The sequence below is a fragment of the Pseudomonas sp. GW821-FHT02A08 genome, assembly GCF_059422045.1.
Genome location: NZ_JBWKWD010000039.1, coordinates 29,238 through 49,746, shown reverse-complemented (window position 1 = coordinate 49,746; position 20,509 = coordinate 29,238). Strand labels below are relative to the sequence as shown.

General features: G+C 59.4%; 21 protein-coding genes and 1 pseudogene. 15 read left to right on the top strand and 7 right to left on the bottom strand.

The annotated features are described in order from the left end of the window. Positions 1-102 precede the first annotated feature (102 nt). From sucC to AC07W4_RS22915, 5 genes and pseudogenes are all read left to right on the top strand, one after another. Positions 103-1,269 carry an ADP-forming succinate--CoA ligase subunit beta gene (gene sucC / locus AC07W4_RS22935; protein ID WP_007919879.1) on the top strand — a complete coding sequence of 389 codons (1,167 nt, stop codon included), beginning with the start codon at positions 103-105 and terminating at the stop codon, positions 1,267-1,269. Then, positions 1,269-2,150, top strand: coding sequence for a succinate--CoA ligase subunit alpha (sucD, locus tag AC07W4_RS22930; protein WP_007919877.1), 882 nt, complete (start codon positions 1,269-1,271; stop codon positions 2,148-2,150). Before sucC ends, sucD begins: the two co-directional genes overlap by 1 nt. Before the next feature lie 442 nt (positions 2,151-2,592). Beyond that, positions 2,593-3,906, top strand: a complete 1,314-nt coding sequence (gene brnQ / locus AC07W4_RS22925; RefSeq protein WP_495034085.1) for a branched-chain amino acid transport system II carrier protein — start codon at positions 2,593-2,595, stop codon at positions 3,904-3,906. A 264-nt stretch (positions 3,907-4,170) separates the two neighbouring features. After that, a complete protein-coding gene (locus AC07W4_RS22920; RefSeq protein ID WP_008049692.1) occupies positions 4,171-4,908 on the top strand; it encodes a DUF599 domain-containing protein in 738 nt (245 codons plus the stop codon). A 40-nt stretch (positions 4,909-4,948) separates the two neighbouring features. After that, positions 4,949-5,044 (top strand): annotated as a pseudogene (locus AC07W4_RS22915) (MAPEG family protein); the annotation flags it as partial. Positions 5,045-5,111: 67 nt separating this feature from the next. Here the strand turns inward: AC07W4_RS22915 and AC07W4_RS22910 are convergent. Further along, positions 5,112-5,375: a hypothetical protein gene (locus AC07W4_RS22910; protein ID WP_495034084.1), complete on the bottom strand. Its 264-nt coding sequence runs from the start codon at positions 5,373-5,375 to the stop codon at positions 5,112-5,114. Positions 5,376-5,533: 158 nt separating this feature from the next. Here AC07W4_RS22910 and AC07W4_RS22905 point away from each other — a divergent pair, with 158 nt between their 5' ends. The 4 genes from AC07W4_RS22905 (at position 5,534) to AC07W4_RS22890 (ending at position 9,241) form a co-directional block, all read left to right on the top strand. Then, a complete protein-coding gene (locus AC07W4_RS22905; RefSeq protein ID WP_008049696.1) occupies positions 5,534-6,010 on the top strand; it encodes a PaaI family thioesterase in 477 nt (158 codons plus the stop codon). Continuing rightward, on the top strand, positions 6,007-6,459 hold the full coding sequence (locus AC07W4_RS22900) for a PaaI family thioesterase (RefSeq protein ID WP_008049698.1): 453 nt from the start codon (positions 6,007-6,009) through the stop codon (positions 6,457-6,459). The genes AC07W4_RS22905 and AC07W4_RS22900 overlap by 4 nt, the downstream gene beginning before the upstream one ends. A gap of 81 nt (positions 6,460-6,540) precedes the next feature. Continuing rightward, positions 6,541-8,445 carry a molecular chaperone HtpG gene (htpG, locus tag AC07W4_RS22895; protein WP_495034083.1) on the top strand — a complete coding sequence of 635 codons (1,905 nt, stop codon included), beginning with the start codon at positions 6,541-6,543 and terminating at the stop codon, positions 8,443-8,445. A gap of 67 nt (positions 8,446-8,512) precedes the next feature. Next, entirely contained in the window at positions 8,513-9,241 is a 729-nt protein-coding gene (locus tag AC07W4_RS22890) for a dienelactone hydrolase family protein (protein WP_495034082.1), read from the top strand. Positions 9,242-9,387: 146 nt separating this feature from the next. Here AC07W4_RS22890 and AC07W4_RS22885 read toward each other — a convergent pair whose 3' ends face one another. The 5 genes from AC07W4_RS22885 to purM all read right to left on the bottom strand — a co-directional run bounded on the left by AC07W4_RS22885 (position 9,388) and on the right by purM (position 13,311). Next, on the bottom strand, positions 9,388-10,248 hold the full coding sequence (locus AC07W4_RS22885; protein WP_495034081.1) for a pirin family protein: 861 nt from the start codon (positions 10,246-10,248) through the stop codon (positions 9,388-9,390). A 62-nt stretch (positions 10,249-10,310) separates the two neighbouring features. Continuing rightward, entirely contained in the window at positions 10,311-10,727 is a 417-nt protein-coding gene (locus AC07W4_RS22880) for an OsmC family protein (RefSeq protein ID WP_008049704.1), read from the bottom strand. 141 nt (positions 10,728-10,868) lie between these two features. Then, a complete protein-coding gene (locus AC07W4_RS22875) occupies positions 10,869-11,582 on the bottom strand; it encodes a DUF3108 domain-containing protein (RefSeq protein ID WP_095945917.1) in 714 nt (237 codons plus the stop codon). Positions 11,583-11,590: 8 nt separating this feature from the next. Beyond that, the gene (purN, locus tag AC07W4_RS22870) at positions 11,591-12,241 is read right to left on the bottom strand and encodes a phosphoribosylglycinamide formyltransferase (RefSeq protein WP_032829640.1); all 651 of its coding nucleotides are present in this window, start codon (positions 12,239-12,241) and stop codon (positions 11,591-11,593) included. 11 nt (positions 12,242-12,252) lie between these two features. Next, complete coding sequence (gene purM / locus AC07W4_RS22865) at positions 12,253-13,311, bottom strand: phosphoribosylformylglycinamidine cyclo-ligase (RefSeq protein WP_008049708.1); 1,059 nt, start codon at positions 13,309-13,311, stop codon at positions 12,253-12,255. A 383-nt stretch (positions 13,312-13,694) separates the two neighbouring features. Here purM and AC07W4_RS22860 point away from each other — a divergent pair, with 383 nt between their 5' ends. The 6 genes from AC07W4_RS22860 (at position 13,695) to AC07W4_RS22835 (ending at position 19,030) form a co-directional block, all read left to right on the top strand. After that, a complete protein-coding gene (locus AC07W4_RS22860; RefSeq protein ID WP_495034080.1) occupies positions 13,695-14,747 on the top strand; it encodes a DUF2066 domain-containing protein in 1,053 nt (350 codons plus the stop codon). 36 nt (positions 14,748-14,783) lie between these two features. Then, on the top strand, positions 14,784-15,857 hold the full coding sequence (locus AC07W4_RS22855; RefSeq protein ID WP_495034079.1) for an AI-2E family transporter: 1,074 nt from the start codon (positions 14,784-14,786) through the stop codon (positions 15,855-15,857). 230 nt (positions 15,858-16,087) lie between these two features. Beyond that, positions 16,088-16,792, top strand: coding sequence for a DnaA regulatory inactivator Hda (gene hda / locus AC07W4_RS22850; RefSeq protein WP_007984552.1), 705 nt, complete (start codon positions 16,088-16,090; stop codon positions 16,790-16,792). Positions 16,793-17,014: 222 nt separating this feature from the next. Then, entirely contained in the window at positions 17,015-17,647 is a 633-nt protein-coding gene (locus tag AC07W4_RS22845) for a C40 family peptidase (protein ID WP_495034078.1), read from the top strand. 165 nt (positions 17,648-17,812) lie between these two features. Continuing rightward, a complete protein-coding gene (locus AC07W4_RS22840) occupies positions 17,813-18,349 on the top strand; it encodes a C40 family peptidase (protein WP_008049713.1) in 537 nt (178 codons plus the stop codon). 18 nt (positions 18,350-18,367) lie between these two features. After that, the gene (locus tag AC07W4_RS22835) at positions 18,368-19,030 is read left to right on the top strand and encodes an O-methyltransferase (protein ID WP_495034077.1); all 663 of its coding nucleotides are present in this window, start codon (positions 18,368-18,370) and stop codon (positions 19,028-19,030) included. Between the two features lie 106 nt (positions 19,031-19,136). Here the strand turns inward: AC07W4_RS22835 and AC07W4_RS22830 are convergent, their stop codons facing one another. Continuing rightward, positions 19,137-20,450, bottom strand: a complete 1,314-nt coding sequence (locus AC07W4_RS22830; protein WP_495034076.1) for a PQQ-dependent sugar dehydrogenase — start codon at positions 20,448-20,450, stop codon at positions 19,137-19,139. Positions 20,451-20,509: the final 59 nt, after the last annotated feature.

Sequence of the window (20,509 nt, the reverse complement as noted above, 5' to 3'; positions counted from 1 at the left end):
CCGGGTATCCGGAAAGGCTATGCAAGCAGCAGTCACAGGTGGTGCGGCACTTGAATGAGTGCAGCACCGAATGCGCAGTACCTAACGAAGACGGTAATAAGCATGAATCTTCACGAGTATCAGGGTAAGCAGCTGTTCGCTGAGTACGGCCTGCCAGTTTCCACCGGTTACGCGGTAGACACCCCGGAAGCAGCAGCAGAAGCTTGCGACAAAATCGGCGGCAGCGAGTGGGTTGTCAAAGCCCAGGTCCACGCCGGTGGTCGCGGTAAAGCGGGCGGCGTAAAGCTGGTTCGCAGCAAAGAAGACGCCAAAGCCTTCGCACAGCAGTGGCTGGGCAAGCGTCTGGTGACTTACCAGACTGACGCCAACGGTCAGCCAGTCACCAAGATCCTGGTTGAATCGTGCACTGATATCGCTAAAGAGCTGTACCTGGGCGCTGTCGTTGACCGTTCGAGCCGTCGTATCGTGTTCATGGCTTCCACCGAAGGTGGCGTGGACATCGAGAAAATCGCTCACGACACTCCAGAAAAAATTCTGAAGGCCACTATCGATCCACTGGTTGGCGCTCAGCCATTCCAGGGTCGCGAGCTGGCTTTCCAGTTGGGTCTGGAAGGCAAGCAAGTTGCCCAGTTCGCCAAGATCTTCGTAGGTCTGGCCAAACTGTTCAAGGATCACGACCTGGCCCTGCTGGAAGTGAACCCGCTGGTGATCAAGGCTGACGGCGATCTGCATTGCCTCGATGCCAAGATCAACATCGACGCCAACGCCATGTACCGTCAGCCTAAGCTGAAGACTTTCCACGATCCGTCGCAGGACGATCCGCGCGAAGCGCACGCTGCCAAGTTCGAACTGAACTACGTAGCGCTGGAAGGCAACATCGGTTGCATGGTCAACGGTGCTGGCCTGGCCATGGGTACCATGGACATCGTCAACCTGCATGGCGGCAAACCAGCCAACTTCCTCGACGTGGGCGGCGGTGCTACCAAGGAACGCGTTACCGAAGCGTTCAAGATCATCCTGTCCGACACTAACGTCGCTGCAGTACTGGTCAACATCTTCGGCGGCATCGTTCGTTGCGACATGATTGCCGAAGGCATCATCGGCGCCGTGAAAGAAGTCGGCGTGAAAATCCCGGTTGTTGTTCGCCTTGAAGGCAACAACGCTGAGCTGGGCGCTAAAGTACTGGCAGAAAGCGGTTTGAACATCATCGCTGCTACCAGCCTGACCGACGCTGCTCAACAAGTTGTCAAAGCTGCGGAGGGCAAATAATGAGCGTCCTGATCAATAAAGACACCAAAGTTATCTGCCAGGGTATTACCGGTTCGCAAGGTAGTTTCCACACCCAGCAAGCCATCGAGTACGGCACCAAGATGGTCGGTGGTGTAACTCCAGGCAAAGGCGGCACCGAGCACCTGGGCCTGCCAGTGTTCAACACCGTGAAAGACGCTGTAGCTGCCACTGGCGCCACCGCCAGCGTGATCTACGTTCCGGCTCCTTTCTGCAAGGACTCGATCCTGGAAGCTGCCTTCGGCGGCATCAAGCTGATCGTGTGCATCACCGAAGGCATTCCTACCCTGGACATGCTGGACGCTAAAGTTAAGTGCGACGAGCTGGGCGTAGTCCTGATCGGCCCTAACTGCCCAGGCGTGATCACCCCAGGCGAATGCAAGATCGGCATCATGCCAGGTCACATTCACTTGCCAGGCAAGGTCGGTATCGTTTCCCGTTCCGGCACCCTGACCTACGAAGCTGTGAAGCAGACCACTGACGCCGGTTTCGGTCAGTCGACTTGCGTTGGCATCGGCGGTGACCCGATCCCGGGTTCGAACTTCATCGACATCCTGAAGCTGTTCCAGGAAGACCCGAAGACCGAAGCGATCGTGATGATCGGTGAGATCGGCGGTTCGGCTGAAGAAGAAGCGGCTGCCTACATCAAGGCACACGTGACCAAGCCGGTTGTTTCCTACATCGCTGGTGTGACTGCTCCTCCGGGCAAGCGCATGGGCCATGCTGGCGCAATCATCTCTGGCGGCAAAGGCACTGCGGACGAGAAATTCGCTGCTCTGCAAGACGCAGGCGTTAAAACCGTGCGTTCGCTGGCAGACATCGGCAAGGCCCTGGCCGAGCTGACCGGTTGGGCTGTCAAGTAAGCTTCGTGCTTGACTGACGCTTCACCAAACAAAGGCCACCTTCGGGTGGCCTTTGTCGTTTCCGGCATTTGTGTTGGCTCTGCCGGCCCCTTCGTCGGAACGCCGCCCGGGGCAAGCCCGCTCCCACAGGTTTTGCAGGGTAGTCCAAATCGTATGAACGCAACAAATCCTTGTGGGAGCGGGCTTGCCCGCGAAGGCGGACTTACAGGCACCAACCATTTACATGCATAAACGCGACACAAAAATGTCGTATATCGGAATGTTTGCCCACTAACAGTGCGTTTATCGGCCAAATTCGTTAGGCTACTCGCCATTTTTGCGTCCGCGGCCCACAAGGCTGCAACGCGCTAAAAGGGTCGGTCTTATACGGACTGACAGCATTTCCCTCACCCATAGGGAAATCCCTCTCTAAATTCCGATTCAGTAGTGTGGTATTTCCTTAATGAAAGTGTTGAAAGGCCAGGACATCCTGGCACTTGGTTTTATGACGTTTGCCCTGTTCGTCGGGGCCGGCAACATCATCTTCCCGCCTATCGTCGGTTTGCAGTCCGGGCCCAATGTCTGGATGGCGGCGCTGGGTTTTCTGGTCACGGCGGTGGGTCTGCCGGTGATCACCGTTGTGGCGCTGGCCAAGGTTGGCGGCGCCATGGACGCGCTGAGCAGCCCGATCGGTAAAGTGGCCGGTGGCCTGCTGGCAGCGGCTTGCTACCTCGCTGTCGGCCCGCTGTTCGCGACGCCACGTACCGCAACGGTATCCTTCGAAGTGGGCCTGGCGCCCCTGACCGGCGAGAGCCCGTTGGCGCTGTTCCTGTACAGCTCGGTGTACTTCCTGCTGGTGTTCTTCATCTCGCTCTATCCGGGCCGTTTGCTGGATACCGTAGGGCGCTTCCTCGCGCCGCTGAAGATCATCGCCCTGGCCGTGCTGGGCATTGCAGCGTTTGCCTTGCCGGCCGGTGACATTGGCCAGGCAACCCCTGAATACGTTGCAGCGCCGTTTTCCCAAGGCTTCATCAATGGTTACCTGACCATGGATACCCTGGGCGCCCTGGTGTTCGGCATCGTCATCGTCAATGCCATCCGTTCCCGCGGCGTCGAGTCGCCGGCACTGATCACCCGCTACGCGATCATCGCCGGCCTGATTGCCGGCGTGGGCCTGGCGCTGGTGTATGTCAGCCTGTTCCGTCTCGGTGCGGGCAGCCATGAAGTAGCCGCTGGCGCAACCAATGGCGCGGCGGTATTGCACGCTTACGTGCAGCACACCTTCGGTTCGCTGGGCAGTGGTTTCCTTGCCGTGTTGATCTCCCTGGCATGCCTGGTGACAGCGGTCGGCTTGACCTGCGCCTGCGCCGAGTACTTCAGCCGTGTGGTGCCGTTGTCCTACAAGACACTGGTGATCATCCTGGCGGCGTTCTCGCTGCTGGTGTCCAACCTGGGCCTGACCAAGCTGATTGCGTTCTCGATCCCGGTGCTCACCGCGATCTACCCGCCGTGCATCGTTCTGGTGGCGTTGAGCTTCTGCAAGGACTTCTGGCATGAGCAGGGTCGTATCCTCGGCCCGGTGATGCTGGTGTCGTTCATCTTCGGTCTGATTGACGCCCTCAAGGGTGCAGGCCTGGCGGACTGGATGCCGACGCAAATGGCCCACCTGCCGCTGAGCGAGCAGGGCCTGGCCTGGCTGGTGCCATCGGTGATGACACTGGTGGTCGCCGTGGTTTGCGATCGCCTGCTGGGCAAGCGCGCCGAAGCCTTGGCTTAAGCCGCTTCACGACCCGCCACAAGCGGGTCTTGAGCAAATACAGAAATGCCCCGTATCAATCGATATGGGGCATTTTTTATGGGGCAGATGCAGTGTCTTTTTTCTTGGGCTAACGTCGAAGCACTGCGAATCCTGATGTGGGAGCGGGCTTGCTCGCGAAGGCGGTGGGTCAGTCAACATCAATGTTGGATGATAAGCCGCCTTCGCGAGCAAGCCCGCTCACACAGGGATTCGGTACTCCTCTTGCACACCACAAGGACCTGCATGTCGTTCATCCAAGCCAACCTGATCCACATTCTTGCCGCCGTCTGGTTCGTTATCTGCTGGGGCGGGTACACCCGCTATGCCACATGGAAAGGCCGTGACACCGCTTGCCTGGCCAGTGTGCTGCACTTGTATCGTGAGGACTGGATGCGCCGCATGCTGCTGCGCGACAACCGCATCGCCGATGCCAGCGTGATCGGCAATCTGGAGCGCAATGCGTCGTTCTTCGCCTCCAGTACGCTGATTATCCTGGCCGGTATTCTCACGGTGCTGGGGGCTTCGGAGCGGGCGGTATCCTTGCTGGCGGATATCCCGATGGTGCAACAGGCGTCCCAGGGCATGTCGGAAATCAAGTTGTTGTGCCTGGCGCTGGTGTTTGTCTATGCGTTCTTCACGTTCAGCTGGTGCATGCGCCAATACAACTTTGCAGCGGTACTGGTGGGCTCGGCGCCGATGGTCGGCGAGCGCCATGTGTCGGAGCAGGAGCGCAAGGCGTTCGCTCTACGTGCCGCCCGCGTCATTTCCATGGCCGCCAACCAGTTCAACTTCGGGCTGCGTTCCTACTACTTCGGCATGACCATGCTGGCCTGGTTCGTCAGTCCCTGGTTGTTCATGTTGATGAGTGCCGGCGTGGTGTTCGTGTTGTATCGTCGCGAGTTTCATTCCGACGTTCTTGACGTGATGGTCTATACCCCTACAGAGGCGCCATTGGCCGAGGTGAGTAAAGAGGCAGCTTGATCGTGCGCCCGCGCGCTGGCTATCCAGTGTCTTAATGGAAGATCTGGCTCGGCAGCGCAGTCTGGTTTGGCTGGTGGGATTAATCTGTTCGCTGTTGTTGATGATTAGTCCGACTTTTCGAATGAAATTGCTCTAGCCACTTTTTTCAAGGCAAAAGAAAACCCGCACTTGGCGGGTTTTCTTTTGCCACACTAAAAACCGTATTAGTTCTTAGGTGCTTCCGGTGCGGCCGGAGTGGCCGGAGCAGCCTCTTTTGCCGCTTCTGCGTTCGATTCAGCCTGATCTTTGGCGGCTTCGGCGTTTTCTTTCGCCGCGTCGTTCACTTTATCCTGAGCTTCGTTCATTTTTTGCTGGGCTTGCTCAGCATGTTGGTTAGCATCTTGAGCTTTGTCCTCGGATTTTTTATCGCAGGCAGCGAGACCGAGGGAAGCGGTCAACATCAAGGCAATAGCTAAAGTCTTACGCATGGGGTGTTTCTCCTGATGAAAAGCATCTACTGGCATTAAGAGCCCACACATCAGGGTTAAGTTCCTTAATTCTTTCAGATATATAAGTTTGTTCTAGTGCGGAACTTTTACCCGGACCACCACCGCACTGTACGGACATAAACAGGAGCTTTTATCAAATGGCTGAAAACCCCGTTTTTGAGCGTGCGAAGCGCTTTCTGTCGGCGCTGCGACATTGTCAGGTACTTGGACTAAGCGTTCACAGTGCCAACAATGAAGGGCTGACGATTGTGTTGCCGTACAGCCTGCAGATCGTCGGCAATCCCCAAACCGGTGTGATTCATGGCGGAGCGCTGACCTCGCTGATGGACACGGCCTGCGGCATGGCGACCCTCTGCGTGCTCCCGGAGTTCGAAGTCTGCCCGACCCTCGACCTGCGCATCGACTACATGCACGCCGCCGAGCCGCATAAGGATGTCTACGGCTTTGCCCAATGCTATCGGGTCACCACTGACGTGATTTTTGCCCGTGGCTTCGCCTATCAGGATGACCCCGGGCAACCCATTGCCCATGTGATGGGCACTTTCATGCGCATGGGCAAGAACATCAAAGGCACCAAGGGCTTTGGTGGCGCGGTTGCCGGAGGTGCGCAATGAGCGAGTCGCTGAAGGATCAATTGCAAAAGGCTCATGAGCAGGGCGATTACGCCGCGCTGCTGGATTTGATTCCCTATGCCCGGCTGATCGGCGTCGAATGTTCACGGGTGGGAGATGAGTTGCTGTTCAAGCTGCCAGCGAACAAGGACAACATCGGGAACCCGTTGTTGCCGGCGATCCATGGCGGTGTGATCGCCGGCTTCATGGAGTTGGCCGCGGCGTTGCACCTGTTGGTGTTCACCGGGTCGCCCGGGGTGCCGAAGATCATCGACTTCTCCCTGGATTACCTGCGTGCCGGTCAGTTTCGCGATACCTGGGCCCGATGCCAGGTCTGGCGCCAGGGTCGCCGGGTCGCCAATGTGGCGATTACCGCATGGCAAAGCACCGAAGCCGAACCCATTGCCACGGCCCGTGCACATTTCAAACTCGAAGAGCCCTTGAAATCCTGAACTCAGCCCCCAACTCAGATGACAACCCGCCGTCGACCCTCAAGGTCGCGGCTTATGCCATCTGATTGGAGTTTGATGACCATGAGTGTGGAAACTCAAAAGGAAACCCTGGGCTTCCAGACCGAGGTGAAGCAGCTGCTGCATCTCATGATCCATTCGCTGTATTCCAACAAGGAAATTTTCCTTCGCGAATTGATCTCGAACGCCTCTGACGCTGTCGACAAATTACGTTTCGAAGCCCTGGCCAAGCCAGAGCTGCTGGAAGGTGGCGCCGAACTGAAAATCCGCGTGAGCTTCGACAAGGACGCTAAAACCGTCACCCTCGAAGACAACGGTATCGGCATGAGCCGCGAAGACGCGATCACCCACCTGGGCACCATCGCCAAGTCCGGCACCGCCGATTTCATGAAGCACCTGACCGGCGACCAGAAGAAAGACTCGCACCTGATCGGCCAGTTCGGTGTCGGTTTCTACTCCGCATTCATCGTCGCCGACAAAGTCGATGTGTTCAGTCGTCGTGCCGGCAGCGCTGCCAGCGAAGGCGTGCACTGGTCGTCCAAGGGCGAAGGTGACTTCGAAGTTGCGACCATCGACAAGGCCGAACGCGGCACTCGCATCGTCCTGCATCTGAAATCCGGTGAAGACGAGTTCGCCGATGGCTGGCGCCTGCGCAACATCATCAAGAAGTACTCCGACCACATCGCCTTGCCGATCGAGCTGCCGAAAGAAGTGGCCGCTGCCGAAGGTGAAGAGAAGCCGGCCGTTGAGTGGGAAACCGTCAACCGCGCCAGCGCGCTGTGGACCCGTCCCCGTACCGAGATCAAGGACGAGGAATACCAGGAGTTCTACAAGCACATCGCTCACGATTTCGAGAACCCGCTGAGCTGGAGCCACAACAAGGTCGAAGGCAAGCTCGAATACAGCTCGCTGCTGTACGTGCCGACCCGTGCGCCGTTCGACCTGTACCAGCGTGAAGCGCCGAAAGGCCTGAAGCTGTACGTGCAGCGCGTGTTCGTCATGGATCAGGCCGAGTCCTTCCTGCCGCTGTACCTGCGCTTCATCAAAGGCGTGGTCGATTCCAACGACCTGTCGCTGAACGTGTCGCGGGAAATCCTGCAGAAAGACCCGATCATCGACTCGATGAAGTCGGCGCTGACCAAGCGCGTCCTGGACATGCTGGAAAAACTGGCGAAGAACGAGCCTGAGCAATACAAGGGTTTCTGGAAAAACTTCGGTCAGGTCATGAAAGAAGGCCCGGCGGAAGATTTCGCCAACAAGGAAAAAATCGCCGGCCTGCTGCGTTTCGCATCGACCCTCGGCGACGATGGCGAGCAGGTTGTTGGCCTGGCCGAGTACCTGGCGCGCGCCAAGGAAGGTCAGGACAAGATCTACTACCTGACCGGCGAAACCTACGCCCAGGTCAAGAACAGCCCGCACCTGGAAGTCTTCCGCAAGAAAGGCATTGAAGTGCTGCTGCTGACCGACCGCATCGACGAGTGGCTGATGAGCTACCTCAGCGATTTCGACGGCAAGAGCTTCGTCGACGTGGCGCGCGGTGACCTGGACCTGGGCAACCTGGACTCGGAAGAGGACAAGAAGGCTGCGGAGGAAGTCGCCAAGGCCAAAGAAGGTCTGGTTGAGCGTCTGAAGACCGCCCTGGGCGATTCCGTTGCGCAAGTGCGGGTGTCTCATCGCCTGACCGACTCGCCGGCGATCCTGGCCATCGGCGAGCAGGACCTGGGCTTGCAGATGCGCCAGATCCTGGAAGCCAGCGGCCAGAAGGTTCCGGATTCGAAGCCGATTTTCGAATTCAACCCGGCTCACCCGCTGATCGAGAAGCTCGACAACGAGCAGAGCGACGAGCGCTTCGGCGACCTGTCGCATATCCTCTTCGATCAGGCGGCCCTGGCGGCCGGTGACAGCTTGAAAGACCCGGCGGCCTATGTACGCCGTCTGAACAAGCTGCTGGTCGAGCTATCGGCTTAACCGTGTTGCAGAAAAACCCGCTTCGGCGGGTTTTTTCATTCTGGTGTTCAACAATCAGGAGTCAGAAATGAGCCAAATCACTGTACGTTCCGTTGCCTATCAGATTGATGGACGAGATTACGAAAGCCGTCTGGCCTTCGATGCCGACCATAAAGGCCCGCGCCCGGGTCTGTTGATGGCACCGAACTGGATGGGCGTCAGCGCCGGTGCAGAGGAGATCGCCCGGTCGGTGGCCTCCAAGGGGTATGTGGTGCTGATCGCAGACCTTTACGGTCAATCGGTGCGTCCGACGAACAATGACGAGGCCGGCGCGGCCATGATGCCGTTGAAAAATGACCGCCCATTGCTGCGCAAGCGCATGCAGGCGGCGTTCGAGCGGTTGCAAAGCCAGGGTGAAGTGGCTGTCGACACTTCGAAACTGGCCACATTCGGTTTTTGCTTCGGCGGTTGCTGCGCCTTGGAGTTTGCCCGTACCGGCGCGCCGGTGAAGGCCGCGGTGTCGTTCCACGGTACGCTGGACACACCGAATCCGGCTGATGCAAAAAACATCAAGGGTAAGGTCCTGGTGCTGCATGGCGCTTCCGACCCGTTGGTGCCGAAGGAGCAGTTGCCGGCATTCGAAGATGAAATGAATGCGGCGGGTGTGGATTGGCAGTTGCTGAGCTACGGCGGTGCGTTCCACTCGTTCACCGACCCGCACGCCAATGTGCCGGGCATGATGATGTATGACGCGAAGGTCGCTGCCCGCGCTTTCACGTCGATGCATAACTTGCTGGATGAAGTGTTCAGGGGCTGACCATGATTTGGTCGGTGTGAGTGCCGACCCCTTCGCGGGCAAGCCCGCTCCCACAGGGATTTGGTCCATGCGCAATTTTTGCGGACAACCTGGAAACTGTGGGAGCGGGCTTGCCCGCGAAGGCGGCCTGACTAACGATAGAAAAACTAAGGCAGTTCAATCCGCTCAACTTCCCCCGGCACCGTCGGCCAGTCGCCGGCCGCCCAACGCCGGCGTGCTTCATCAATCGCCGCCGGATCGCTTGCGACAAAATTCCAGTTGATCCGCCGTGGCCCGTCCAGCGGAGCACCGCCGAACAACACGGCATGACTGTCGCTTTCAGCAAACAGTGTCATCTCTTCCCCGGCAGGCAGTACCACCAGCGAGTACGGCTCTATCGGCTCGCCATCCAGCTGGACCTCGCCGCTCAACACATACAACGCACGTTCTTCATGCTCGGTGGGGATGAGCAATGTCGTTGCCGTTTGCAGGTGCAGTTCCGCGTACAACGTAGGAGAAAGCACCGGCACGGGGGATTCCAGGCAAAAGCCTGACCCGGCAATCATGCGAATCTTCACCCCCAGGTTTTCGCTGACCGGCAATGTGGACGCCGGATGGTGGCTGTAATGCCCCGGGCCTTGTTCTTTGTCCTTGGGCGATGCCAGCCAGATCTGCAAGCCGTGCATCGTGAAGCCGCTCTCCTTGAGTGTCTCGGGCGTGCGTTCGACGTGGGCGATGGCGCTGCCGGCCGTCATCCAGCTGACATCGCCGGTATCAACAACCTGATCGGAACCCAGGCTGTCCTTGTGCTGGATTTGCCCCTGGAACAAATAGGTCAGGGTGGACAGGCCGATGTGCGGATGCTGGCGGATGTTCATGCCTTTGCCCGGTGGATAACGGGTTTCCAGCATATGGTCGAAAAACACGAATGGCCCGACGCTGCGGCACTTGGCCGATGGCAGCGGGCGGAGAATCGGCTGGCCTTCGACATCTTCGGTGCGGGGGCGGATCACGAGCGGAGTGTTCATGGTGCGTTCCAGGCTGAGCGGGTAATGCGTTCGAGCATAACCCGCTTGCGCAACGCTTGCCGCTATTGACTGAACGCGCCTTCGGACAAATGCGTTTCGATGCTGACTTCAGACGTGGTCATCAGCTTGTGGATCGGGCAGCGATCGGCCACGCGGTGCAATTCATCGCGCTGGGCGTCGGTGAGTACGCCCTTGAGGGTCAGTTTGACGTGCAGCGCGTACTGGCCCTTCTGTTCCAGGCTGTTGTCGCGCTTGACCTCGACGCCGACACCGGTCAGCGGGATGTCCTTCTTCCTGGCATACAGCTTCAAGGTCAAGGCTTTGCAGGCACCCAGCGCGGCATCGAAATAATCGTGCGGCTCCGGCGCCGACCCCTCTCCGCCAGCCGTGACGGGCACGTCGGCGAAGAGTTCATGGTCATCGATCTGGACGCTGTGGCGAAAGCCTTCGGCAGAAACGGTGTTGACAGTAACGGTCATGGGAAACCTCGCGGGCGACAGGAAATCTCATTCGATCAAAAAAGACCTTGAAGGTATAGAGCCATCGCGCTTGTCGGCGTTCCAATTTTCGAACTCACAAAAAAGCCCCGCAATGGCGGGGCTTCATGGTATCGATCCGGATCAGCTGCCTTTGACTGGCTTGCCGTTGACCGTGCCGTCCAGGAGCATGATGTTGTATTCCTTGCCGTCGGTTTCGACTTGTTGCAGGCGGACCAGCAGGTAATCCCAATCCTTGGCGAACCACATCACGGTGATGCGTTTGTTTTGTGTCGGGTCGCGTACACGTTCAACCTTGATCGCATCGATCTTGCCGGCCTTGGTGTCGACCTTTTCAGCGCCCAGCACGCGGAAGTCATAGGTATCGACTTCACCGCCGTCGACCACCTGATAACTCATGCTTTTTTTGCCGGCGGCGACGTCGTGCTGCAGGGCCAATTGGTAGCTGGATTTGTCGAGCATGCCACGGTTCAACGGAACCTTGACCGCGTCGCCGCGATCGGTACCGGTGACCATCTTGGTATTCCAGTCGAAATCCAGATCCGCTTTCTTGGCCTTGCCCAAGCCGCCACGTTCAAAGTGGTAGGACTCTGGGAGAAGCGTGTCCTTGTCCATGGTCAGGGTGCTTTCCTCGGACAGGCTGGCGATCATCATCGATGCCTTGAAACTCAGTTTCCATTTGCCATCACTGGTTTTTTCGAGGTTGCGCTCGGCAGTGCCGCTCATGGGCAACTGCTTCCAGTCGGCGGTGTAGCTGGCGGAGAAAGGTTGAAGGTCTGCCGCCTGGGCGAAGGGCAAGGCGAGCAGAGCGCAAGCGAAGAGCAGGGCGCGACGCATAAAATCTCCTAGTTTCGAATCAAGTGGCCGCTGGCCGCGAGTAACTGTCCATCCAGTAAAGCACCTTGCTCGCCGAGGGCCAGACGACCTTCGGCAAACCAGCGTACGGCCATCGGGTAGATCAGGTGTTCCTGAACATGGACCCGCTGCGCCAGACTCTGTGGCGAATCCTGTAACTCTACCGGTATTACAGCCTGTACGACCAGTGGTCCGCCATCGAGTTCCTCGGTGACGAAGTGTACGGAGCAGCCGTGCTCGGTGTCGCCGGCCTCCAGCGCGCGCTCATGAGTGTGTAACCCTTTGTATTTGGGTAGCAGCGAGGGGTGGATATTGAGCAGGCGACCCTGGTAGTGGCGTACGAAACCGGCGCTGAGAATGCGCATGAATCCGGCCAGTACCACGAGTTTGGGATTGAAGGCGTCGATCAGTTCGATCAGCGCGGCGTCGAAGGCCTCGCGACCTTCGAAAGCCTTGTGATCCAGGGCGCGGGTGTCGATACCCGCGTCCCTGGCGCGCTGCAGGCCGTAGGCGTCGGCGCGGTTGGAGATCACTGCAGCGATGCGGACCGGGCTGTTGCCGGTCCGCGTGCTGTCGATCAGGGCCTGCAAGTTACTGCCGGTGCCGGACAACAGCACCACCACATCACAGGTCTGGGACATCCGCTCTTGCATCAGTGTGCCTTGAGGTTCTTCAGTTCAACCTGAGCCGCGCCTTCGGCAGCGGTGGAGATCTGGCCGATGACCCAAGGCTGCTCGCCCGCTTCGCGCAGAACGTTGAGGGCCGCTTCAACGTGCTCTTGAGCGACGCAGATGACCATGCCCACACCGCAGTTCAGCACGCGGTGCATTTCGTTCTCGTCAACGTTGCCTTTCTCTTGCAGCCAGTCGAACACGGCAGGGCGATTCCAGCTTGCCACGTCAACCACGGCTTGCGCGCCTTTTGGCAGGACGCGCGGGATGTTGTCCAGCAGACCGCCACCGGTGATGTGGGCCATGGCTTTGACCGCGCCGGTTTCCTTGATCAGCTTGAGCAGCGGCTTCACGTAGATGCGGGTCGGGGCCATCAACAGGTCGGTCAGCGGCTTGCCGTCGAGCTGGGTGTTCTCGATGTCGGCGCCGGACACTTCGATGATCTTGCGGATCAGCGAGTAACCGTTGGAGTGCGGACCGGAAGACGGCAGGGCGAGCAGGGCATCGCCGGCAGCGACCTTGGAGCCGTCGATGATTTCGGATTTTTCCACGACGCCGACGCAGAAACCGGCCAGGTCGTAGTCTTCGCCTTCGTACATGCCCGGCATTTCAGCGGTTTCACCGCCAACCAGCGAGCAGCCCGACAGTTCGCAGCCAGCGCCGATGCCGGTCACAACCTGGGCGGCGGTGTCGACGTTCAGTTTGCCGGTGGCGTAGTAGTCGAGGAAGAACAGCGGCTCGGCGCCGCACACCACCAGGTCGTTGACGCACATGGCAACCAGGTCGATGCCGATGCTGTCGTGCTTGTTCAGGTTCAGGGCCAGGCGCAGCTTGGTGCCGACGCCGTCGGTACCGGAAACCAGCACAGGCTGCTTGTAGCCGGCCGGGATTTCGCAGAGGGCGCCGAAACCGCCCAGGCCGCCCATGACTTCCGGGCGCGCAGTGCGCTTGGCGACGCTCTTGATGCGTTCGACCAATGCTTCACCGGCGTCGATGTCTACACCGGCGTCCTTGTAGCTCAGGGAGGGTTGCTTGCTCATGATCCAGGCCTTTAGGGGGGGATTTCTGGGTAACGACCGAGTCCATCGGGACCGCCGAAACAGGCGAAGGCGAGGGCCATGCGCGAATTTCAGGGTTCCCGGCTGTTGCCGGTCTGCGAAGGCGCGCGATTTTATCAGGCTTGAGCCGCAGCGGCCATCCTCAGGCCGACAGCAGGGCCATATCCGTTAAAAAAACCGTTGATGCGCGGTGTCGGTGGCATCCTGCATGGCTGTATAAAGTGTCGCGATTAAGCGTCTATCGTTATGACAGTGCGAAAACTTACCCGGAACGTGTGAATGTTTTGCGTCGGGCAACGGTCACAGTCTTGCTCGATCGTCTTCATGCGGTCTGTTCCAGCCGCTCTTGTCGTCAGGAATCTTCCATGCGTTTTTGTAAATTCTTGCTTGTGAGTTGTTTGTCAGTGGTCAGCCTGGTCAGTCAAGCCGAAACCGTCAAAGGCCTTTACCAGGTGCGCGAGCCGGTCAATGGCCAGTCGCCGGAGGAGCGCGACCAGGCGACTCAGCGTGCGTTGGACACACTGGTGTTGCGTCTGACCGGCGACCCCAAGGCCGCTCAAAGTCCGGGGCTGGCGGCGATTCGCAAAGACCCGCAACAGATCATCAGCCAATACGGCTTTGAGGCCGGGCCGCCGGAAGTCTTGAAAGTCGACTTCGATCCGGGTACCACCGAACAGGCCTTGCGCCGCGCCGGCCTGGCCATGTGGGGGGGCAATCGACCGTCGATCCTCGGCTGGTGGTTGAATGATTCCACCGAGGGTTCAAGCCTGGTGGGCGACGGCCAGGCCAGCGCGGCGCCGCTGCGTCGGGCTGCCCAGCACCGTGGCTTGCCATTGCGCTTGCCGTTGGCGGACTTGAATGAGCAGATCGTCGCGACCGCGCCGAATCTGGAAGGCGCAGATCCCGCGCCTTTGCAAGCGGCATCGGAACGCTACAACGCCGACGCCCTGCTCGCGGTACACGCCAAGGAGGAGGGCGGGCAGTGGCAAGCCAAGTGGCAATTGTGGCTGGGGGACAAAAAAGAGGCGGGCAGCGTGCAAGGCGCCGATCAGGCCGCCGTGGCCGATGCGGTGATGCTGGCGGTCAACGAGCGCCTGGCGCCGCGGTTTGTCGCAAAACCCGGTGCTTCGAGTGAGCAATTGCTGGAAGTGCAAGGCATGAATCTTGAGCACTACGCCTCGCTCGGGCGTTTGCTGGAGCCGTTTGGCGGGCGAGTGCAAAGTGTCGAGGGCGACCGGATTCTCTATCGGGTCAATGGCAGCGCCGAACAACTGCGTGCGCAACTGTCGCTGGCGAGGTTGCAGGAAGCGCCGGCGGGTCAGGCCCCGGCCCCGGTAGCGCCCGTTCAGCCGGCCACCGGCAGCCCGATACCCGCCGCCGCGCCGGCTCCGATCCCGCAACTGCGTTATCGCTGGTAGTTTTTCTTTCTTTATATAGAAGCAGTGGAGTGGTTCATGGCCGATACGCGGCGTTGGTTCTGGTTCGGTGGGGTGGTCCTGCTGTGTGTGTTTGTCTGGTTGTTGCATCCGATCCTGACGCCGTTCCTGGTGGCGCTGCTGTTGGCCTACCTGTTCGACCCGCTGGTGGATCGGCTGGAGAAGGCAGGCTTGTCCCGAACCTGGGGTGTCGTGGCGGTGTTTGCCCTGTTTACATTGATCTTCACCGCGCTGTTGTTGGTGTTGGTGCCGTTGCTCGCCAGGCAGTTGTTTCGTTTGTATGAGCTGGCCCCGCAGATGCTCGACTGGCTGCAGCACACGGCGCTGCCTTGGGCTCAATCGAAATTCGGTCTGTCGGAAGGTTTCTGGAAGTTCGACAAGCTCAAGGCCGCCATCAGCGAGCATATGAGTCAGACCACTGATGTCGTCGGCGTGGTGTTGAGCCATGCCACGGCCTCGGGGCTGGCGCTGATCGGCTGGCTGGCGAACCTGGTGTTGATTCCGGTGGTGAGCTTCTATCTGTTACGGGACTGGGACCTGATGATGGCCAAGCTCCGCAGCCTGCTGCCCCGTGATCGTGAAGCGCGCGCGGTATCCTTGGCGGGTGAATGCCATGAAGTGCTCGGCGCGTTCATGCGCGGACAGTTGCTGGTGATGGTGGCCTTGGGTGTGATCTACGCAGCAGGCCTGATGCTGGTCGGGTTGGAGCTGGGCCTGTTGATTGGCGTGATTGCCGGTCTGGCGGCGATCGTGCCGTACATGGGGTTTATCATCGGCATTGGCGCGGCGCTGCTTGCGGGGCTGTTCCAGTTCGGCGGTGATCTTTACCCGATGCTCGGCATTGTCGCGGTATTCATGGTCGGTCAGGCGCTGGAGGGCATGGTGTTGACCCCCTTGCTGGTCGGTGACCGGATTGGCCTGCACCCGGTGGCCGTGATTTTCTCGATCCTGGCCGGTGGTGAGCTGTTTGGTTTTACCGGTGTGCTGCTGGCATTGCCGGTCGCCGCGGTGATCATGGTGCTGGTGCGCCACGTGCATGATTTGTATAAGGATTCTGAAATCTACGGGGGCGCCGACGAGCCGCAGGTGTAGGGGCTGTCGATAGGCGATGGCAGGCTGCCCGGGTTCGTACCGGATCAGCCTGCTGGTGTTGCCCGACTGTCACATGCACCGCCAAAGAATCTGTCATAAAACCGGTGCATTAACGCAAACCTTTGATTTTGCTTGTGGTCTGTCGCATTGTGCGGTCCGCTTCACGGGTATAAACTTCGCAAACTTTACACAGAGGCCACTAACGGTTCCTTTGGAACTGTTCAGTCAGCATGAAACCGATTCAGCTGCCCCTAGGTGTGCGTCTGCGTGACGACGCCACCTTTATCAACTACTACCCAGGCGCCAATGCCGCTGCACTCGGCTATGTCGAGCGGCTGTGCGAAGCCGACGCCGGCTGGACCGAAAGCCTGATCTACCTTTGGGGCAAGGACGGGGTAGGGCGTACGCACCTGTTGCAGGCCGCCTGCCTGCGCTTCGAGCAATTGGGCGAGCCGGCGGTGTATCTGCCGTTGGCCGAGCTGCTCGATCGCGGTATCGAAATCCTCGACAACCTGGAACAGTACGAACTGGTCTGCCTGGATGATTTGCAAGTGGTCGCCGGGCGAGCGGACTGGGAAGAGGCGCTGTTCCATCTGTTCAATCGCTTGCGCGACAGCGGTCGACGCTTGTTGATTGCCGCATCGACATCCCCGCGTGAGTTGCCGGTGAAGCTGGCGGATCTCAAGTCCCGCCTGACCCTGGCCTTGATCTTCCAGATGCGCCCGCTGTCCGATGAGGACAAGCTGCGCGCCCTGCAATTGCGCGCATCCCGTCGTGGCCTGCATCTGACCGATGAAGTCGGGCATTTCATTCTGACTCGCGGTACCCGCAGCATGAGTGCGCTTTTCGAACTGCTCGAGCGTCTCGATCAGGCTTCCCTCCAGGCTCAGCGCAAGCTGACAATCCCGTTTTTGAAAGAAACCCTCGGCTGGTAAACCCGCTACAACCGGGGCTTTTAGCCGGTTCGGCATCTTTCAGGCGCCAGAAATCCCGCTTTCCTGCAAGGTTGCAGGCCGCGTGCATGTTTAAAATGGGCTTAAGCGCTTAGATGTAAACGAGAAACGGATAAGTCACAAAAAGATCGATTGAATTTGCAAATGAGGTTGATAGCGGGCATAGTCTCGGCTTCTTTACAACTTTCAGCCACGGTCGTGCCCATGCTAAATCGCTTCGCACCCCTCGTGCCTCTCGCACTCGTTACCCTGTTGTTCGGTTGCGCCGCCCACACTCCAGTGGCCCGGCAAGCTCCGCAACAGCAGGTTCAAAACTCCGTTACTGCCCAGTCTTCGGCTCTCTTTCAAGAAGAACTGGCTACCGAAAAAGAACTCGCAGACTTCGCTGGCGGCAAGTCCTACCAGCTTCCGGTCCTGGCCGACAGCATCCTCGAACGTGGCATGTCCCTGATCGGTACCCGTTACCGTTTCGGCGGTACTTCTGAAGCCGGCTTCGATTGCAGTGGTTTCATCGGTTACCTGTTCCGCGAAGAAGCGGGCATGAACCTGCCACGTTCCACCCGCGAAATGATCAACGTGGACGCTCCGCTGGTCTCGCGCAGCAAGCTTGAGCCGGGCGACCTGCTGTTCTTTGCCACCAACGGTCGTCGTGGTCGCGTCAGTCACGCCGGGATCTACCTGGGTGACAATCAGTTCATCCACTCCAGCAGCCGCCGCAGCGGTGGTGTGCGCATCGATAGCCTGGGTGACAGCTACTGGAGCAAGACCTTCATCGAAGCCAAGCGCGCCCTGGCAATGGCACCTAACGCGTCGCCAATCGTCACTGCACGTAAATAAGCGGACATTTTGTAAGGCGAACTTAAAGTCTTACTTGAAGTTTGTCGTGTAGCCGCTAGAATCTTGATCTACAAATGATGGCAAACCGCCTGCGTCCTGCGCAGGCGGTTTTCTTTTCTGCGCTCCCCGCGGAAAAAGCCGCAGCCAGATCAGGATGTTCTGCTTATGACGACGTCGGCCCGCCTCGCAATCATGTTCTTCGCAGCACTGCTCAGTGCCTGCGCCAGCCGCACACCGCCTCCTGCGCCGGTGGTTCGCGCTCCCATCGTATTTGGTTCCTCACAAGCGTTTTCGCCCGAAGCGGAAGACGTGCTGTTTCGCGCGCTCGGGCTGGTGGGCACGCCTTATCGCTGGGGTGGCAATACGCCGGATTCCGGGTTTGATTGCAGCGGCCTGATCGCCTACGTGTACCGCGATGTCGCCGGTATTGCCCTGCCGCGCACCACTCGCGAGATGATCTCCATGCAAGCGGCGAATGTGGGCAAGGAAGGCCTGCAGACCGGCGACCTGCTTTTCTTCGCCACCAATGGCGGTTCCCAGGTCAGTCACGCCGGCATCTACGTGGGAGAAGGGCGTTTCGTCCACGCGCCGGCCACCGGCGGCACTGTGAAGCTCGACAGCCTGTCCAAGGCGTATTGGCAAAAAGCTTACCTGAGCGCCAAGCGTGTTCTGCAGCCTGAACATCTGGCGCGCAACCCGTAACGTTCGGAGCTGCCGGTCATGACTGCTCGCACGCTTAATCTCGACGACAACCTGTACCAATACCTTCTCGATGTTTCCCTGCGTGAAACACCCTTGCTCAAGCGCTTGCGCGATGAGACCCAGGCGCTGCCGATGGCTCGCTGGCAGGTGGCGCCTGAGCAGGGGCAGTTTCTTGCCCTGCTGGTGAAGCTGACGGGGGCCAGGCGCTTGCTCGAAGTCGGCACCTTTACCGGTTATAGCGCGCTGTGCATGGCGGCGGCGTTGCCCGCTGACGGTTCGCTGATTTGCTGTGACATCCCCGGTGACTACAACGCCATCGCACGGGGCTACTGGCAGGAAGCGGGGCTCGCCGGGCGGATCGACCTGCGACTGGCCCCGGCGCTGGAAACCCTCGCCGGGCTTGAGCGGCAAGGACAGGCCGAGCAGTTCGACCTGGTGTTCATTGATGCCGACAAGGCCAACTACCCGGCTTATCTGGAGCACGCCCTGCGTTTGCTGCGGGTTGGTGGGCTGGCGGTGTTCGATAACACCCTGTGGAGCGGGCGCGTGCTCGAGGCCAGCCCCGAGAGTGCGGACACCCGGGCGATCCAGGCGCTCAATCGGGCATTGAAGGACGATGTGCGGGTGGATTTGTCGTTGTTGCCGTTGGGTGACGGGCTCACTCTCTGTCGCAAACGCTAGAACCCTGTGGGAGCGGGCTTGCTCGCGAAGGCGGTGTATCGGTCAACGGATGTGGCGTCTGACATTGCGCATTCGCGAGCAAGCCCGCTCCCACAGGTTAGGTGACCTATTTTCCTGCCGACACCCGCCACACCTTGTTCCCCACATCATCAGCCACCAACAGGTCACCCTGCCGGTCGATCACCACGCCCACCGGGCGGCCCATGGCCTGTTCCTTGTCGTTGAGGAAGCCGGTGAGCACGTCAACCGGTTTTCCCACCGGTTTGCCTGCGCTGAACGGCACGAAAATCACTTTGTAGCCACTGTGGGGTTTGCGGTTCCATGAGCCGTGCTGACCGATGAATGCCCCTTGAGTGAAAGGCGCCGGCAGCTTGCTGTTTTCGGCGAAGGTCAGGCCCAGTGATGCCGTGTGCGGGCCGACGGCGTAGTCCGGGGCGATGGCCTTGGCCACCAGGTCGGGGTTTTGCGGCTCGACGCGAATATCCACATGCTGACCGTAGTAACTGTACGGCCAGCCATAAAAAGCGCCGTCTTTCACCGAAGTGATGTAGTCCGGCACCAGGTCACTGCCGATTTCATCCCGCTCGTTGACCGCAGTCCACAGCGCGCCACTGTGCGGTTCCCAGGCCATGCCGTTGGGGTTGCGCAGGCCGGAGGCGAAGATACGGTGCTGGCCGGTGGCACGATCCACTTCCCAGATCGCTGCGCGACCTTCTTCCTTGTCCATGCCGTGTTCGGCGACGTTGCTGTTGGAACCCACGGTGACGTAGAGCTTGCTGCCGTCCTTGCTGGCGATGACGTTTTTGGTCCAGTGGTGGTTCAGCGGTCCGCCGGGCAAATCGACCACTTTGACGGGTTGCGACTTGATCGCCGTGTCGCCGGTTTCATAGTGGAATCGCAACAAGCGATCAGTATTGGCAACGTACAGATTTTTGCCGACCAGTGTCATGCCAAACGGCGAGTTGAGGTTTTGCAGAAACACGGTTCGGGTTTCCGCGATGCCGTCGTGATCCTTGTCCCGTAGCAACGTGATGCGGTTCGGGCTGGGCACGGCAGAGCCGGCACGCCCCATGACTTTCTTCATGACCCAACCGCGAATGCCATTACCGTCTTCGGGTTTGGGTGGTGCGGCGGTTTCCGCCACCAGCACATCGCCATTGGGCAGCACATAAAGCCAGCGCGGGTGATCCAGGTGTTCGGCAAAAGCGGCCACTTGGGTGCCATTGGCGGCGATGGGCTTTGCACCCTCCGGCCAGCCAATGGCGGGTGCAATGTTCACGGTCGGAACCAGTGTCTTGTTGGGTTCTGGTAGTCGGGGTGACGGGCCGGTACCGTCGGAGACTTGCAGGCGGGAGGTCTCGCCACAAGCGGCGAGCCCTCCGCTGAGCGCGATAACGAGAACGAGCGGGGGCGTGCGCATGCTGGTCTTCCCTATGAATGCCTTGTTCTAATCATAGAGAAGGGTTGTCGTGCGATGGT

Bases quoted from the DNA above. Each gene is read 5' to 3' on its own strand.
- sucC (WP_007919879.1), top strand. From the start codon at position 103: ATGAATCTTCACGAGTATCAGGGTAAGCAGCTGTTCGCTGAGTACGGC.
- sucD (WP_007919877.1), top strand. From the start codon at position 1,269: ATGAGCGTCCTGATCAATAAAGACACCAAAGTTATCTGCCAGGGTATT.
- brnQ (WP_495034085.1), top strand. From the start codon at position 2,593: ATGAAAGTGTTGAAAGGCCAGGACATCCTGGCACTTGGTTTTATGACG.
- AC07W4_RS22920 (WP_008049692.1), top strand. From the start codon at position 4,171: ATGTCGTTCATCCAAGCCAACCTGATCCACATTCTTGCCGCCGTCTGG.
- AC07W4_RS22910 (WP_495034084.1), bottom strand. From the start codon at position 5,375: ATGCGTAAGACTTTAGCTATTGCCTTGATGTTGACCGCTTCCCTCGGT.
- AC07W4_RS22905 (WP_008049696.1), top strand. From the start codon at position 5,534: ATGGCTGAAAACCCCGTTTTTGAGCGTGCGAAGCGCTTTCTGTCGGCG.
- AC07W4_RS22900 (WP_008049698.1), top strand. From the start codon at position 6,007: ATGAGCGAGTCGCTGAAGGATCAATTGCAAAAGGCTCATGAGCAGGGC.
- htpG (WP_495034083.1), top strand. From the start codon at position 6,541: ATGAGTGTGGAAACTCAAAAGGAAACCCTGGGCTTCCAGACCGAGGTG.
- AC07W4_RS22890 (WP_495034082.1), top strand. From the start codon at position 8,513: ATGAGCCAAATCACTGTACGTTCCGTTGCCTATCAGATTGATGGACGA.
- AC07W4_RS22885 (WP_495034081.1), bottom strand. From the start codon at position 10,248: ATGAACACTCCGCTCGTGATCCGCCCCCGCACCGAAGATGTCGAAGGC.
- AC07W4_RS22880 (WP_008049704.1), bottom strand. From the start codon at position 10,727: ATGACCGTTACTGTCAACACCGTTTCTGCCGAAGGCTTTCGCCACAGC.
- AC07W4_RS22875 (WP_095945917.1), bottom strand. From the start codon at position 11,582: ATGCGTCGCGCCCTGCTCTTCGCTTGCGCTCTGCTCGCCTTGCCCTTC.
- purN (WP_032829640.1), bottom strand. From the start codon at position 12,241: ATGTCCCAGACCTGTGATGTGGTGGTGCTGTTGTCCGGCACCGGCAGT.
- purM (WP_008049708.1), bottom strand. From the start codon at position 13,311: ATGAGCAAGCAACCCTCCCTGAGCTACAAGGACGCCGGTGTAGACATC.
- AC07W4_RS22860 (WP_495034080.1), top strand. From the start codon at position 13,695: ATGCGTTTTTGTAAATTCTTGCTTGTGAGTTGTTTGTCAGTGGTCAGC.
- AC07W4_RS22855 (WP_495034079.1), top strand. From the start codon at position 14,784: ATGGCCGATACGCGGCGTTGGTTCTGGTTCGGTGGGGTGGTCCTGCTG.
- hda (WP_007984552.1), top strand. From the start codon at position 16,088: ATGAAACCGATTCAGCTGCCCCTAGGTGTGCGTCTGCGTGACGACGCC.
- AC07W4_RS22845 (WP_495034078.1), top strand. From the start codon at position 17,015: ATGCTAAATCGCTTCGCACCCCTCGTGCCTCTCGCACTCGTTACCCTG.
- AC07W4_RS22840 (WP_008049713.1), top strand. From the start codon at position 17,813: ATGACGACGTCGGCCCGCCTCGCAATCATGTTCTTCGCAGCACTGCTC.
- AC07W4_RS22835 (WP_495034077.1), top strand. From the start codon at position 18,368: ATGACTGCTCGCACGCTTAATCTCGACGACAACCTGTACCAATACCTT.
- AC07W4_RS22830 (WP_495034076.1), bottom strand. From the start codon at position 20,450: ATGCGCACGCCCCCGCTCGTTCTCGTTATCGCGCTCAGCGGAGGGCTC.